Raw genomic sequence first — 14,453 nt, 5'->3', positions numbered from 1 at the left:
GTAGTCCTGAGTCGAGCAACGCTCCACGCGAGAGGGCGGCTCAGCGATCGGTTGGCTGCACGGCGCTCACGAGCTTGCGCGCGCAGGAATCCAGGCCGTCGGTACTGTCCAGCTCCAGGTCGTACGCGTGGAACGTGTGCACCACGGCGTGGTCGCGCTCGGCGTCGCCCGACGGGCGGTCTCCTCGCTCCCGCTCACGACGGCGCAGCTCGGCGACCGGCACGTGCAGGCCGACCCAGAGGACGTCCAGGCCCCGTAGCGCTTCGTCCCAGTCGTCCGCCTGCTGCTGCGTCTCGAGAACGACGTCGGTGATGACGTTGACGCCAGTGTCGGCGAACGCGCGCACCGCCCGGCGGTGACCGGCGAGCACCCTTGGCCGCAGCACGGTCCAGTCACGCAGGGATCCTTCGGCGTCGCGCGGGAGGGCATCGCCGAACAGGAGCAGGTCCAGCCCGAAGGCCAGGAAGGGTCGGGGCAGGAGCGGCTGCGCCGCAGCGACGAGAGTGCTCTTTCCTGCACTCGAGGCCCCGTTGACCACCACGACACTGACCACGTCCGCCTCAACCACGATCCGGCGCCGTGCTCTGCGAGGAGCTGAGGCGTGGCAGGGGCTGGCGCTGGGCGGTCGAGGAGTCGATCAGCTCCTGGAAGGGGTCCCGCAGCTCCTGGAGGGGGTCCCGGGTGCTGACGAGGTCCGCGATGCGTGCGTGGTATGCGCGGAGGTGCTCGGCGAGCGTGGGCACGGCACAGGGTTCGAGGCGGTCGGTGTCGAGGACGCAGTCGAGGAGTTCCCGGACCGCCGCGACGGGGAGCCCAACCGCGTCGGGGTGGAAGAGGCGCTGTCCCGCGGGGGTGCGTCGGGCGCGGGTGAGATGGTGATTCTCGTACCGACGCAGCATGCGCGGTGTCGTGCCGGTGAGCGGTGCGGGGTCACCAACCCGCAGCGGCTCCCTATCGTCCGCGCTTGCACCTGTCACGAGCGTCAACTCCTCCGGTCGGCCCACGGCTCACGACGTCACGTACGTCCCGGGTAGGCCCGCCACCGCCGCGGAGACCTTGTCTGCGCTACGGAGACCCCCAGCTGACCTGGAACGACACGCGTCCGTGCCGACCGCCATACCGACTCCAGCATCTCAGACGGCGCCGGGCGGCGGGCCGCCTCGCAGACGAGCGCGAACGTGGCTGCGAAAGTTGGTCATCGAGATGCCGTAGGGGTCGATCTTTCCCGTGGTGCTGGTCTCGAGATGTCCGTTGACGTGGGTCTCGTCGCGCCCGAAACGGTGCAGGATGGCCGCCGCTGCGGCGCCCGCCGCCGCGTACTGGTTGTCAGACATCTTCTGCTCGGGCTGCCAGGTGCCGTTCTCGGTGCGCGCGGGACCGAAGTAGTCGATCTCGATGCCCACGTACATGGTGTTGCCGTCCCCGGCCGGCATGCTCCCGACCTTCTTCGCCTGCCCCGCGTGGTTCGCCCGGCCAGCGGCGATCACGTGGCACCGGCCATGGATGTCGATGAGCACGTGGCACACGGGCCCAGGAAGATTCGTCCTGCCATTGATGGCCACGTTCTTGGATGGGGCTGGGTTTGACGGCGAGGAGCGGGCTGCGGTGTGGTGGATGAGAACGCCGTACGGCTCGAAGGAACCCGATCGCCCGCGGGTCGTCCAACCCGGTGTCTCGGTGACCGCCAACCCGATGTTGCGCAACTGGCGCGCGAGCCAAGGCATCGACATCAGCGATCTCCGCTCGGGATATCGGCAAGGCACTCGGGCTGCCCATCAGCTGCCTGTGCCGCCTCAGAACCTCGTGTGATGCCTAGCGCCGCAGCACCGGCGCCGACTGCGGCGGCCTGCATGAGCGAGCGCCTCGAGAGGTGCATGGTTGCGTCCATTGACACGTGCCTTCCTGCTGTCGTTTCGGGAGGGGATCGCTCCGTCTCGACGATGCTGACGAGTGCCACTGCGAATCTGCTGCGAACCAGGCGTCTGCGCTTCCAGGGCCAACCGACCGTGCGTGACAGGCACTGCGAAGCAGACCTGGACGATGCCCGCTCGGTCGCCACAGGAAGGATCCGCTCGCGGACCGGTGGCGTAGCCCGGGCGCGAAGCCTTCAAAGGCCGCCCGTTTCTTGACGTTGGTCATGTCGTCGAATGCTGCCTGCGCTCCTGGTGATGAAAGCGCGGCACATTCATGAGACTGACCTCGAACGCGTCGACCTGCACCTAGCCACCGGACCGCGGTCCACGGACGCAGCTCTTGCACCGGGCGTCGTTCTGGGATGTTCGACCTCATCCGATACGGAAAACGCGAACGACCGTTGACAGCCGACCATGCCAAGCGGAGCGTCGAAGCACCATCGATCGAGGGGGATCTCATGAAGCAACGCATCCCGAGCAGGACGCTCGGACTCGGATTGTCGGCCGCAGCCATCACCGCGAGCCTGGCTCTGGCCGTCTCGACGCCGTCGACGGCCGCGCCCGCCCACGAGTCTCGCCCGGCATCGCCGGCCGCGACCGCTGACCTGCACAAGGTGCACGTCAACTCCACTGGTTCGACGAGGCTATTCGCCACACCCAACGGTGAGGCGTACTACGGCTGGCTCGCCCCGTGCACCAACTTCTACCGCGACACGATCGTGAACGGTCGCTACCACTCCCCCGATCTCGGCGGCTACGTCTCGACCGACAAGGCGGGCCCGGGATGGTGCGGGGACTGACGGGGATGTCGAGACTCGGGGAGACACCATGACAACGACGATGTCGCCGGAGTCGACCTCGCCTCGCCCTTCCGGCGGGTCCTCGACGACCGGCTAGCCAAGACGCTCGACCACGAGGTGCGATCCACCAGTGGGCACGGCGGCGAGGCGACGCCCCCGTCGCCAGAGAGTTCGAGACGCGAACGTATGAATGGCCTTCTTCCCCAGGAACGACAGAACCCCCGACCTCTGGAGGTCGGGGGTTCTGTCGGACTTCTTCGTGGTAGTGCTCGCCAAAGTCAACTTCAACACCGCAAGACAGATGTCGAAGCCTTCCGAACACGAAGACTCGACCCAGGTCTCAACTCGTGCTCGAGCTCGCCTCACAGCGAGCTTACGTCTGCAGATAGTTGAGCACTATCAATCGGGTACGGTCAGCGCGCTCGAAACCGCTGAACGGTTCGGCGTGGGCAAGAGCACTGTGTTGCGAATCCTCCGTGACGCCGGTGTCGAAGTTCGACCGCAAGGACGCCGACTGACCTGAGAGGTGGACGGACCGACTACCTGCCCTTTGGTCCATCAGTTGACCGAGAGCACGATCTCCTGGTCGGGCTCGAGGACGAGATCCGCAGGATCGCCGGCAAACTTCACACCATTGCTAGTGACTTCGACTTCACTGTCAGCGTCCGCCTGCACTCCACCAATCTGCTGAGATGACAGCGCCACTCCCCATTGAGTGAACAGCTGACCAAGTGTGAACTGTTCGCCGACCGAGTCAGCTTCAATGTGAATGGTTCCGTCGCCCTCGTGGGTGTGCACCGCTGACATCGCGCCGGTCGCCGGGTCGACGCCGATGTTTGCCGGGACCGGGACTTGGTTCCCGTCGATGACGATGCGCAGGCTCGGGTGATAGTGCTCGGCCGTGCCCATGGGTCCTAGATCAAGGCCAGCAGCTTTCGCGTGAGCCAGGACATCACCCGGGGTTTGCCAAGGCGGCTGAGACGTGGCGTCCGGTGTTGGCAAGACGACGACAGTGCGTGCGTCCGGCAATGCCTGTTCTTGGTCGGCGGCGCAACCAGTTAGTCCAGCGATTGCCGCCAGCGTGACGACCGTTGAGAATCGAAGGTTCATGAGCGACTTCTTCCACGGGATGGAGGACAGGCAGATGGACAAGCACCGCGCTGCATCAATGCGGTGCGCCGGGCGCCCCCGCTCATCGAGAAGCGGGGGCGCCAGACTGCGCGGACTACTTGAGCAGCGCTTCCATCTGCTTGATTTCGGCCTGCTGCGTCGACTCGATGGTCTTTGCGAGTGCGATGGCCTCAGGGTTCTCTCCGTCAGCGATTTCAGACTTCGCCATGCCGAGTGCACCACTGTGGTGCTCGATCATCATTGAGAGGAAGGCCTGATCGAATGCGTCACCCGACTTCGATTCAAGGTCGGACATCTCAGAGTCGGACATCATCCCCTCCATGTCGTGAGCACTGTGATCCATCCCGCCCATCGACGATCCATCGGATGGGGCGTTCCAGTCCTTCAGCCAGCCCTTCATGGTGGTGATCTCCGGTCCCTGAGCTCCTTCGATCTTGGAGGCCAGAGCCTTCACCTCCGACGATCCAGCTCGCGTGGCAGCAAGCTGGGCCATCTCAACTGCCTGCTCGTGATGCGGGATCATCATCTGCGCGAACATGACATCCGTGTCGTTGAACTTTGCGGAGGTGTTGCTCGCGCTTGACGAGTCCGACGAGTTCGAGCTCGCGGAGTGTCCGTCGTGACCGGACGTGTTGTTGATGGCGAGGTAGGCGCCGACGGCGACGACAGCAACGATCGCGAACGCCACGATGGCGCCCTTAGTACTAATTGTCTTCATGGTTCGTAAAACTCCTTGTGATTAACCGGTATTGAAAGTCGAGTAAGACACGACTTCTCACCGGCGATTCACACAGAGTTCCGTGACGAGATCTGGGGGTGGCGGATGACGACCTGTCACATCGCTAACTGCACCAGGCTCCAGGTCGATGCAGGGCACCAACACGAATGATGCCGCGGTCAGGGCAGGCGCAGTGTCGGGACCCGCGCCACCAGAGGCGGCTGGCGTGCTCGAGCACACGTCACTGGAGTGCGCGCTTGTCGGAGATTTAGTTGGCTTGCCACTCGGATCCTCGACATCCACCGCAGTGTCGTCATGACTGTGTTCCAACATCAGGGTCGGTGACGTCGGCGTCGGCATCCCTGACATCGCGCCGACACAGGCCTGCGCTTGCCCGACCCCGCCGTGCATGACGACGAGACCGAAAGCGATCACCAAGACGACGAGCCCACGGCGTGCAGCGACAGCAGCACGAGACACCAGCGACGTCGAGACATGCCTCATGACGACGCTCCTCCGATCTCGCGGCCAGACTGGTGTGCCTTCATGACAACGATGGGCACGCCACACGAGTTCCTTGGCACCAGTATCGGTGGTCTTTCGAAACGAGAATTCACTACTTCTATTATCTCATGATTTCGAGTTCGGATTGAAAACTCATTCTGCCGCTGATCTATCGGGTCTTCAGCCTGGCAATTTCTAGGCGGTCAGCCAGTTATCGCAGCGTGTAGCCCGCAGCCCGGACCGCTGAATCGATGCTCTCCCTCGAAACGCCCCGATCGGACTGCACCTCGAGGCGACCGGTCGCAAGATCAACCGAGACCTTTCGGACCCCGTCCACCTGTCCGACGCTGTCACTCACCGAGCCCACGCAGTGGCCGCAGGTCATGCCTTCGACCTCGAAGACCTCCGGCGCGCGGGTCGTCAGAGACTCGACGCCGAGAACGACGTCACTCTTTGAGTCACCGCAGTTGCATGATGTGCACATCAGATTCCACCTTCGTTGATTGATTCGAGTCTGGTTGTCGGGGCTGTCGCTCAAGCGGACCGCAGGAGGCGGGCCATGGCGTCGTTGACTTCCTTGAGCTTCGCCTTCATGTCGGCGCCGCCACCACGTGCTGCATCAGCGACGCAGTGCGCCATGTGCTCGTCGAGTAGCTCCAGCGCAACGGCTTGCAACGCTTTGGTCGCGGCAGACACTTGAGTGAGTACGTCGACGCAGTAGGTGTCTTCGTCCACCATCCGGCTGATGCCCTTCACCTGGCCTTCGATCCTGCGGAGTCGGCGCAGATGGCTGTCTTTCCGATGGAGATACCCCGGAGCAGAGTCGGGCGCTCCATCCTGAGCGTGATCGTTCACGGTCATACCGACTTCCTTTCTCGATCATCGGTGTGCGCCCGGTCTTCCTGACTAATCTCCTTTGGGCGCAGATCGAGCCGGCGCAGCAGCTGCGCGTTGAGCGCCACCACGATGGTCGAAGCCGACATCAGGATCGCTCCCACCGACATCGGGAGGATGAAACCAATCGGAGCAAGGACACCAGCGGCCAGGGGAACGGCTGCCAAGTTGTAGCCAGCGCCCCACGCCAGGTTCTGCATGCTCTTTCGGTAGGTCGCACGGGACAGGTCGATGATCGAGAGCACCGAGCGAGGGTCGTCCGAGGCAAGGATGATCCCGGCAGAGGCAATCGCGACGTCGGTGCCTGCGCCGATGGCAACCCCGACATTCGCCTGAGCCAACGCGGGAGCGTCGTTGACACCGTCGCCAACCATGGCGACGAGCCGACCCTCCTCCTGCAGTTCCGCGACCTTGCTGGCCTTGTCCTCCGGCCGTACACCGGCAAAGACACGGTCAATGCCCAGAGCGGTTCCTACAGAGTGCGCTACAGCTTCGGCATCTCCGGTGATCATGACGACCTGAACACCACGCTCGTGGAGCTGATCGATGGCAATCCGCGATTCGGCACGGATCTCGTCAGCCAGGCTAAGAGCGCCAATGACCTCACCGTCGCGGAGCACGTGCAAGATGATCGATCCATTCCGCCGCCATTCGTCCGCGACCTCGAGCTCGCTGCCACCGGCTTGTTGGAGAAGCGCTGGCCCGCCGACCTGCACACGGCGCCCGCCGATGAGCGCACTCACACCAACCGCAGGATGAGAAGAGAAGTCCGTGGCCGCAGGCACCGCCACGCCGCGCTCCTTGGCGGAACGCACGATGGCGCGAGCCAGCGGATGCTCAGAATCTGTTTCGGCTGCCGCCGCGAGCGCAAGCACCTCATCGATGGCGATGCCGGTGGACGGTGCAGGCTCGATGGCAGTCACCGTCGGCTTACCCTTCGTGAGAGTGCCTGTCTTGTCGAAGAGCACCGTGTCGACCCGTCGCATCTGCTCCATGGCCACGCGGTCCTTCACGAGGACTCCCGCGCGGGCGGCTCGCTCCGTCGAGATGGAGATGACCAGCGGAATCGCCAATCCGAGTGCGTGCGGACACGCGATGACCAACACCGTGATGGTGCGTATGACGGCGTCTTCGGGCAGGCCGAAGATCGACCAGACCGCTGCCGTGATGATGGCTGCACCGAGGGCGTACCAGAACAGCCAACCAGCGGCTCGGTCAGCGAGTCGCTGCGTCCGCGACGCAGATGCCTGCGCGTCAGCCACCAACTTCTGAATTCCCGCGAGCGTGGTTTCGTCACCGGTCGCCGTCACTTCGAGACGCAGTCCCGAGTCGGTTGCAACAGTGCCGGCAACGACCTGCTCGCCAACCTCCCGGCGAACGGGTCGAGACTCGCCCGTGATCATCGACTCGTCCATCGAAGCGGAGCCGTCGACGATCCTGCCGTCAGCCGACACGCGGCCGCCCGGTCGGACAATCACAACGTCGCCTACTGCTAGAGAACTGGGCGCGACAACTGAGACCGATCCGTCCTTCTCAACACGTTCCGCTTCATCCGGGAGAAGTGCCGCCAGCGAGTCGAGCGCTGAGCTCGTCTGGGCCAGCGAACGCATCTCAATCCAGTGCCCGAGAAGCATGATCGAGACCAGGAGCGCGAGCTCCCACCAGAAGTCCAGGTGGTGCGGTAGGAGACCCAGGGTCGATCCCCAGGAAGCCACGAAGGCAACCGTGAGCGCGAGGGCAATCAGCAACATCATGCCGGGTTGGCGGCTCTTCGCTTCTTGCCATCCGCCAATCAAGAACGGTCGGCCTGCCCACGCGTAGAGCGCCGTTCCGAGGATCGGCGAGATCCACTCCAGACCCGGGATATCCGGAAGCGAGTAGCCGACCAGGTCCGCAAACATCGAAGAGAACAGGACGGTCGGAACTGCGAGCAACAGCGACCACCAGAAGAGGCGACGGAACACCGCGACGTGTCCCTCGTGCCCACCATGTCCGTGGTGACTGTGGTCATCTTCGTGGGCATGTTGCCCAGCGCTCGGGTCGTGTGTCTCGTGATGGTGATGGTCGTGATGCTGCATAGCTAGATCCTCCGCTTACGTGATACCCCCTGGGGGTATTTTTAATATACCCGTACCCCGTAGGGGTATCAAGTGCGCGAGCCATCCCACCACTGTCGAGCAGCGTCGACTGGCGGTGCGCCGCGGTGCCATCGAGGCCGAGTCCTCGAAGCACAAGTTCGACGAAGGTGTCATCACTCGTTCTCTTGAGCTGTGTCTCGAACTCCTGACCAGTGGTCAGAAGCACTACGAGCAGGCGGACAAGCGCGCACGACGCGAACTCAACCAAGCCATGTTCGAGCACCTCTACGTCGATGACGACGAGATCGTGCTGCGATCCGACAACAAGGCCGACGGCTGACGTAGATGGCTTCACCGCCTCCATGGCCAAGATCGCCAGGATTAGATATAATCGGGATATGGCTATGACATCAGATCTGACCGAAACTAGCGACCTTGCCCCGGCAGTAGCTCTGTTTCGATCACTCTCTGATCCCATCCGTCTTCGACTCCTGCAGCGTCTGACAGGTAGCGAAGCGCGCATTGTGGACCTGACCGCTGAGCTGCAACTGGCTCAGTCAACAGTCTCCACGCATGTGGCCTGCCTGCGGGATTGCGGGCTGATCACTGGCCGTCCCGAGGGGCGCCAAATGTTCTACACGCTCAGCCGACCAGAGCTCATTGAGCTCCTCGGCTCGGCCGAAGAGCTTCTGGCAGCTACCGACCACCAGGTGGCGCTATGCCCCCGATATGGAAAGGAAGATCAGTCATGACAGACGTCACCAAAGGGCAGCTGTCTGCCCGAGACCAACACCTCACCAAGCGAGGACTGAGGCTCGCCCAGTTTACTGTCGGCTACAACGTCATCGAAGGAGCAGTGGCGATCGCGGCAGGTATCCTCGCCGGACTCGTTTCCTTAGTTGGCTTCGGATTCGACTCGGGCATCGAGTCCATCGCCGCCGTGCTGGTTGGCCTTCGTCTGGCAGCACGACTGCGATCCGGCGAAGCAGACGAAGACCGGGAGCGTCGAGCGTTGAAGATGGTTGCTGGCACATTCTTCTTGCTGGCGGCATACGTCATCTTCGAGGGAACACGCAATTTGATCAGCGGCGAGACGCCAGACAACTCAGTTGTCGGCATCGTCCTGTTGATCGCGTCCATCGTAATCATGCCGGTCCTCGCCTACGCGAAGAAGCGCGTCGGCATCCAGCTCAACAATGATCCGCTGATCCTGGCCGATGCGGCAGAGACTCGGATCTGTGTGCTGTTGAGCGTGTCCACTTTGATCGGCTTGCTGCTCTACGCATGGACGGGCGCAGCATGGATCGATCCAGTGGCCGGGTTCGTCATCGCAGCTTTTGCCATCCACGAAGGGCGCGAAGCGTGGGAAGGCGAACTCGTCGAAGACGACGACTAACCCGACCCAGTCCGCACACGTCAGCCCGATCCGGGAGTAGAGCTTGCTCCTCCCGGGTCGGGCTCTATTTCATTGCGCAAAGAAAGGTACCCGTGAATGACCTCGAGTACGTGCACACTGATGGACGCCTGAATGGATTCATCCGACTGCGATAGACGGAGGTAGCTCGACCTCAACGCGCGGATCCACCGAGCATCGCGCAGCGATCAGAGCCAATTAGTCTTAGAATGCTTGATTGCACCATCTGTCTGGCTGTGATTCCCACGCCCGTCCGGGCGTACGCAGCGATCCTTGGCCCACTTCATAACCGACTACGTTATATCCCTCAAATTTTGACCGTAGCGTTCAGCTTCTCGATTAACGCGGTGAACTGCTTCACTGACTTGGGTTTGATCCCCGAGAAGAATTCTTCACGATGCGTCGTCAGTGCGTGGGCAGGCAGCGCGTGGTCGAAGGCGCCACGGATCGACGTGATCTTCTTGACGATTGGCTCATCAGTTTCAAGCAAATCAGCCGCCTTCAGATTGCTATCGAACGCCCAGTTGTAGAGCTTCAGATAGTCAGCCACGTCGAAGAGATCCTCGATGTCGGCATTGGTGGGCATCTTGTCGATGTCCGAGCAGACAACGATCACGCTCTCGTCGACTCCGTTGTGGTTAGCCGCCTTCTTCACACGCTGCAACTTCGCATTCGTGCGGTCGCCGTCCACAAGCGCTGAAACCGCGAGGCGGCGACCGAGGAGCGCAACGAACGCAGGCATGTTGTCGATGCCACCGACGGGCAAGATCGCAAGGCGCGGATCCAGGCCGCTGCAGTCACCTTCCGGGTTCACCAGCAGGTGCTCCGTGAGGCGCTGAATGTAGACGAAGTCACTGCTGCCTTCGACCAAGAGATGCTGTCCTGACCCAATGAAGAGGTGCTGACTCACCGAGTACCCGAGGGCGGACTCCACCGGCAAGATCGTTGAGGGGTCGGCACTCAGTTGAATTGGCGTCACTTTGACGCCTTGATCAGGATCCTGACGGGTCGCCCGGTCGTGAACGGCTCGAAGCTTTTCGTACTTGGTCGGATCGACCATGTGCTGCGAATGAGTCGTGTAGATCGTCTGCTTGGAGGCGCCCAGCTCTTCGAAAATGAAGCGAACGAAGTCTCGCTGCGCGTCGCCGTGCAGACTCGTTCCCGGCTCGTCGAGCAAGACGATGATCGAGTTGCCCGAACTCTGGTACTCGCTGAAAGCTGCGAAGAACGAGAAGAACCACTGGAAGCCAGTGGATCGAGTCGAGAAGTTCGTCTCGACGTTTCCGTGTCGCCCATCGCGAAGCTCGATCTTGAGGATTCGATGCGTTTTCTCGTTGCCACTGACCTCGCGGACGACCACATTGTCCGTATCGAAGATGACGTCAAGGTCCTGGTTCTGCTTCCAGTACTCGAACACGTGGGAACTCAAGTCGGCGCTGGCGGCCTGGAGTTCAGCCTTGCGACTGTCATAGTCAGCGTCCATGAAATCCTGCGGAGTCTCACCAGCGTGAGCCAACAGCGCGAGCACGGATCGCTCCCCATCGTCAAGTTCCTCGCCGTCATCGATCTTCGTCTGAAGCTCGTTGAGATCCGTCTCGCCCGGCAGAATGTTGTAGTTCGAGAAGTAGAAGAACTCGGGCAGGGAGTTCCACATCCGGTCTCGCTGCTCTTGCTCCATCTCGCCGTCATAGATGAAGGCGTACTTGTTGAGTGACGTGCCGAAGGCGCTCATAGCCTTGGAGCGCAGCGCCTCGCCAGCTTCCTTGAGCTGCTTGGCCGTCTCCTTGGCGGTCGAACGGGCGTCCGCGTAGGAACCAGCAGCCACGAGGCCTTCGAGATCCTCTCCGCTGATCTCCACGTCCTCTGCGGCCTTCTGAATCACTGCAGTGCGCGAGCACGACAACCAGATCAACTTGCCGTTGTCGTAGTTGCGGGCGGCGTGCACTTCGAGCGAAGCCGGCGGACGGATACCGAAGTTGGACTCAAACTCGTCAAAGTCGCTGTCAGTCAAGCCGAAGACTGCCTCCACAGGCTTGGTCTTCGAGATATTTGCGTCGGCGCGACGATCACGAGCAAGCCGCCAACGGGGGTACTCGGTAGTCAGATCGAACGATCGCTCCGAGCCGTTAGCTGGATTGAGGCGATGCAGCGCTTTCAGAACGGTCGTCTTGCCGCTTTCGTTCTTACCGACGAGACACGTGACGTCATCCTCGATATCGACGGTCTGAGCCTCGACGAAGTTACGAAACCTTTGGACCTTGATCGACTTCAAGCGCATGCGTTGTTCTCCTATTTACTGCTCCAATTCTAGCAAATTCGAGCACTGGCTGCGAGCATAAGCATCATCATGGCGTGCACCGCTGACAGGTTGACCCCAACGAAGTTGGTCGCTTTCGACCCGGGGTAGGTGTCACTGATCGGACGCAAGAATCGGGAGCTCCCGCGGTCTCCCGCGAGGGCTCCCGATCGCAGGACTAGTTCAGCGCTTCGGTCGGCCTCCACCGCCCGGCCTCTGTCCACCCGAGCCTCCGCCTTCAGGCGTGGGCTTCGGCTGCCGGATCCATGCAGTGACCATGAGTAGCTCCTTCGACGACGAACGACTACTCCCAGATTAGCCCGTACCAGTACCTCGGTTGGGTGTTCTTCCAATGACAGCGAACTTCTGTTCGCGTGCCGAGTTCGACAGCTTCCGTGCCGACAGCTCCAAATTCGAACTGCTGCGACGGCGTCACTCCGTCCTGTCGCTCCAGTCGCTCCGGTAGGTGGTCGGGGTCAAACTGAACCCGAATATCGAGCCGCTCTGCCCGCGGTAGAAGGTCGAAGCCGGTGTAGAACGGTCCCATTGCCTTCCGGTAGGCCTCCAGATTGACGGGGATTCGTCGGTAGAGCTTGAACTCGAACGACTCTCCATGGGACAGCGGGCGCGGGAACCTCACTGACAGATCGGCTTTGAATCCCGCGCCTTCCTGACCGCGCAGGATCACGGGCTCGAACGCGAGCTTCCCCGAACCAATCAGTCGGATCGTTGGATCACCGTCGAGCGAGCTCAGGTGGTACCAGATGGGGATGCGCCACTCTTCAAGGCCATCGGTTTCGGCAACCAGTCGCCGCCGCTCCATCACCACGATGGACGGATCGCTCTCTGTCGGTACGACGTAATCGTGCTCGAGCACTTCCAAGCGGTATCCGGCACCGCCAGGCGAGACCGCCCTCCGGAAGGTCGGTTTCTCGCTCGCCAGAACCGACACGAGTCGCTTCCTCAATCCCTCGAAGGGTGAATGCCGGAAGACGTTCCAGGAGAGCCCGGACTCAGCAGCGACTGCGACGTGGCGCTTCTGCACGCCCCACCCATACGCATGCTCGATCCCAAAGAGCAGAACGACTAGGTCGCGGTCCTTCTGGCTCAGCCGATTGGCTGCGGTGACGAGGGCATCCATTAGACCCGCGCGCGGATCTGAATCGTTCGACTCCTGCAGGTGTGCCTTGACGACCGGAAGTTCGAGGATCTGGCCAACCTGGTCCACATCGATGTGAGCCAGTCCTTGTGAGTGAAGGAGGCGTAGTTGTCGGTCGAGCTCTGGGTCAAGGTCTTGCATGTATCACTCCCCATTTTAGCAGTCACGACAGGCAGTTCCCGAATTTCCTGACGGCTTCAACGGGTCTCCACCGTTTCTAACAGTTTGGCCGCTGGAGCGCCCTCGAGGGCTCTGTTTTCGTGAGTTAGGGCCACTTTCGGTCCACCTCACCAGACCGGAGGAGCGATGACCATGAACGACGACTACGTCGAGATCGACGCGGCGTGGTTCAGCAGCGAGTGGCTGCTGGATTACCCGGACTTCCCCCTGGCCACTGCTCAGCCGTCGCAACCGAAGGAGTAATAGGGATGACGAACGAACTGCAGCGTTGGGCGGCGGGCGCGTCCGCCGTGGTGCCCAGCAAGGACGAGCGCCAGCACAAGCGTGCCGTGGCCAACCTCGTCCGCGAGACCAAATTCGCCGGCCTCAAGGTCGACGCCGAGGCGGCACTCACTGGCCGCATCATGGAGCGCGCCGTCGACATCGACCAGTACCGCAAGGCGCTGGCCGGCAACGACGAGACGCTCAACATGGTGCTCACCCGCATCGAGCTCGGCTTCGTTGAGAAGGCGCAGCGGGTCCAGAAGAGCTTCGGCTCGGAGTTCCCGCTGTGATCCCCCTGGTCTATGGTCTCGCCATCGGGACGGGGATCGGGGCCCTGGCCTCGACGCTCGCCAGGAAGCTCCGCGACCGTCGGAGCGCACACCGACCCGAGCACATCGACCCTGAGGAGCACGACGACCTCGAGGCGAACTTCGCGGCGCACATCGCCTCGATGCGCAGCCAGGTGAGCGACTTCGCTGACAAGCTCGCCGGAGACGACCCGCTGCTGCGTGAGCGGCTGCGCGTGTTCGAGGGTGGTGACCTCCCGTGATCGCCTTCCTGCTCATTCTGCTGGTGCTCGGCGTCATCAGCTTCGTCGTCTGGTGCGCCGAGTCGACGGAGGCGGAGCTGCAGGAGCAGCAGCGCCGCGCCGAGCTGACCATCGACCGCCAGGCCGAGTCGGCCAAGCGGGCCATGAACGACGCGGCGGGTCAGTCCTGGCGCAATCTCGTGGACTAGAGAGGAGACGGACATGCTCACGTTCTGCTCGCACATCGAGTGCCTGGACAAGGAGCTGGCGTTCCTCGCCGAAGTCGACAGCAGCTTGTCGCAGCAGGCGGTGGTCCACGCGGTGTCGTACCGGCGGCTGTCCGCTCGCTTCCGCCGCGACTTCGCCGGACAGGCGACGCATCGTGAGCCGTGAACAGGGCAGGAGCGTGGGCGAGCGCATCGTGAACTTCTGTATCGGTGCGCTCGTCTGCGCCATCTGCCTAACGCTGGCGTCCGACCTGTTGCTGTCGCTCTGGCCGTGGCTGGTCGTCATCGTCCTCAGCGGCAGCGTGGCGACGGTCTTCTACTGGCGAAATCGGCGCTGGTAGTCCAG

Annotated in this window: 20 protein-coding genes; 9 read left to right on the top strand and 11 right to left on the bottom strand. The window is 62.4% G+C overall.

What is annotated here, in order from left to right; translation table 11 throughout:
- Positions 1 to 40 precede the first annotated feature (40 nt).
- From AC3WRM_RS00945 to AC3WRM_RS00930, 4 genes are all read right to left on the bottom strand, one after another.
- Entirely contained in the window at positions 41 to 553 is a 513-nt protein-coding gene (locus tag AC3WRM_RS00945) for a phosphotransferase-like protein (RefSeq protein WP_492246804.1), read from the bottom strand.
- 7 nt (positions 554 to 560) lie between these two features.
- A complete protein-coding gene (locus AC3WRM_RS00940; protein ID WP_492246805.1) occupies positions 561 to 899 on the bottom strand; it encodes a MerR family transcriptional regulator in 339 nt (112 codons plus the stop codon).
- Between the two features lie 234 nt (positions 900 to 1,133).
- Entirely contained in the window at positions 1,134 to 1,730 is a 597-nt protein-coding gene (locus AC3WRM_RS00935) for a peptidoglycan recognition protein family protein (RefSeq protein WP_492246806.1), read from the bottom strand.
- Positions 1,730 to 1,876, bottom strand: coding sequence for a twin-arginine translocation signal domain-containing protein (locus AC3WRM_RS00930; RefSeq protein ID WP_492270906.1), 147 nt, complete (start codon positions 1,874 to 1,876; stop codon positions 1,730 to 1,732). The genes AC3WRM_RS00935 and AC3WRM_RS00930 overlap by 1 nt, the downstream gene beginning before the upstream one ends.
- Before the next feature lie 495 nt (positions 1,877 to 2,371).
- Here AC3WRM_RS00930 and AC3WRM_RS00925 point away from each other — a divergent pair, with 495 nt between their 5' ends.
- Positions 2,372 to 2,713: a hypothetical protein gene (locus tag AC3WRM_RS00925; RefSeq protein ID WP_492246807.1), complete on the top strand. Its 342-nt coding sequence runs from the start codon at positions 2,372 to 2,374 to the stop codon at positions 2,711 to 2,713.
- A gap of 558 nt (positions 2,714 to 3,271) precedes the next feature.
- Here the strand turns inward: AC3WRM_RS00925 and AC3WRM_RS00920 are convergent.
- The 5 genes from AC3WRM_RS00920 to AC3WRM_RS00900 form a co-directional block, all read right to left on the bottom strand.
- Entirely contained in the window at positions 3,272 to 3,823 is a 552-nt protein-coding gene (locus AC3WRM_RS00920; RefSeq protein ID WP_370200957.1) for a hypothetical protein, read from the bottom strand.
- A 115-nt stretch (positions 3,824 to 3,938) separates the two neighbouring features.
- Positions 3,939 to 4,532: a DUF305 domain-containing protein gene (locus tag AC3WRM_RS00915; protein WP_370215000.1), complete on the bottom strand. Its 594-nt coding sequence runs from the start codon at positions 4,530 to 4,532 to the stop codon at positions 3,939 to 3,941.
- A gap of 745 nt (positions 4,533 to 5,277) precedes the next feature.
- Positions 5,278 to 5,550, bottom strand: coding sequence for a heavy-metal-associated domain-containing protein (locus AC3WRM_RS00910; protein WP_370200961.1), 273 nt, complete (start codon positions 5,548 to 5,550; stop codon positions 5,278 to 5,280).
- 50 nt (positions 5,551 to 5,600) lie between these two features.
- Complete coding sequence (locus AC3WRM_RS00905; protein WP_370200963.1) at positions 5,601 to 5,927, bottom strand: metal-sensitive transcriptional regulator; 327 nt, start codon at positions 5,925 to 5,927, stop codon at positions 5,601 to 5,603.
- On the bottom strand, positions 5,924 to 8,038 hold the full coding sequence (locus AC3WRM_RS00900) for a heavy metal translocating P-type ATPase (protein ID WP_370200965.1): 2,115 nt from the start codon (positions 8,036 to 8,038) through the stop codon (positions 5,924 to 5,926). Before AC3WRM_RS00900 ends, AC3WRM_RS00905 begins: the two co-directional genes overlap by 4 nt.
- A gap of 115 nt (positions 8,039 to 8,153) precedes the next feature.
- Between AC3WRM_RS00900 and AC3WRM_RS00895 the strand changes: the two genes are divergently transcribed.
- The 3 genes from AC3WRM_RS00895 to AC3WRM_RS00885 are packed head-to-tail and all read left to right on the top strand — an operon-like array spanning position 8,154 to position 9,434.
- Positions 8,154 to 8,378: a hypothetical protein gene (locus AC3WRM_RS00895; RefSeq protein ID WP_492246808.1), complete on the top strand. Its 225-nt coding sequence runs from the start codon at positions 8,154 to 8,156 to the stop codon at positions 8,376 to 8,378.
- 22 nt (positions 8,379 to 8,400) lie between these two features.
- Entirely contained in the window at positions 8,401 to 8,790 is a 390-nt protein-coding gene (locus AC3WRM_RS00890) for an ArsR/SmtB family transcription factor (protein WP_492246809.1), read from the top strand.
- Entirely contained in the window at positions 8,787 to 9,434 is a 648-nt protein-coding gene (locus AC3WRM_RS00885; protein WP_492246810.1) for a cation diffusion facilitator family transporter, read from the top strand. The genes AC3WRM_RS00890 and AC3WRM_RS00885 overlap by 4 nt, the downstream gene beginning before the upstream one ends.
- A gap of 325 nt (positions 9,435 to 9,759) precedes the next feature.
- Here the strand turns inward: AC3WRM_RS00885 and AC3WRM_RS00880 are convergent, their stop codons facing one another.
- Positions 9,760 to 11,730, bottom strand: coding sequence for an ATP-dependent nuclease (locus AC3WRM_RS00880; protein ID WP_492246811.1), 1,971 nt, complete (start codon positions 11,728 to 11,730; stop codon positions 9,760 to 9,762).
- 322 nt (positions 11,731 to 12,052) lie between these two features.
- Positions 12,053 to 13,048: a hypothetical protein gene (locus AC3WRM_RS00875; RefSeq protein WP_492246812.1), complete on the bottom strand. Its 996-nt coding sequence runs from the start codon at positions 13,046 to 13,048 to the stop codon at positions 12,053 to 12,055.
- Positions 13,049 to 13,335: 287 nt separating this feature from the next.
- Here AC3WRM_RS00875 and AC3WRM_RS00870 point away from each other — a divergent pair, with 287 nt between their 5' ends.
- Genes AC3WRM_RS00870 through AC3WRM_RS00850 form a run of 5 tightly spaced genes read left to right on the top strand, consistent with a single transcriptional unit; the run spans position 13,336 to position 14,448 of the window.
- On the top strand, positions 13,336 to 13,641 hold the full coding sequence (locus tag AC3WRM_RS00870) for a hypothetical protein (RefSeq protein ID WP_492246813.1): 306 nt from the start codon (positions 13,336 to 13,338) through the stop codon (positions 13,639 to 13,641).
- Positions 13,638 to 13,901 (top strand): hypothetical protein, encoded by a 264-nt coding sequence (locus AC3WRM_RS00865; RefSeq protein ID WP_492246814.1) that lies wholly within the window; start codon positions 13,638 to 13,640, stop codon positions 13,899 to 13,901. Before AC3WRM_RS00870 ends, AC3WRM_RS00865 begins: the two co-directional genes overlap by 4 nt.
- Positions 13,898 to 14,089: a hypothetical protein gene (locus tag AC3WRM_RS00860; protein ID WP_492246815.1), complete on the top strand. Its 192-nt coding sequence runs from the start codon at positions 13,898 to 13,900 to the stop codon at positions 14,087 to 14,089. Before AC3WRM_RS00865 ends, AC3WRM_RS00860 begins: the two co-directional genes overlap by 4 nt.
- A 13-nt stretch (positions 14,090 to 14,102) precedes the next feature.
- On the top strand, positions 14,103 to 14,273 hold the full coding sequence (locus AC3WRM_RS00855) for a hypothetical protein (RefSeq protein WP_492246816.1): 171 nt from the start codon (positions 14,103 to 14,105) through the stop codon (positions 14,271 to 14,273).
- 13 nt (positions 14,274 to 14,286) lie between these two features.
- Positions 14,287 to 14,448: a hypothetical protein gene (locus tag AC3WRM_RS00850; protein ID WP_492246817.1), complete on the top strand. Its 162-nt coding sequence runs from the start codon at positions 14,287 to 14,289 to the stop codon at positions 14,446 to 14,448.
- Positions 14,449 to 14,453: the final 5 nt, after the last annotated feature.

Source organism: Aeromicrobium sp. EU05-FHT14F07, from assembly GCF_058790455.1.
The sequence above is the reverse complement of the archived record's forward strand: the minus strand, read 5'-3'. Positions and strand labels throughout refer to the sequence as shown.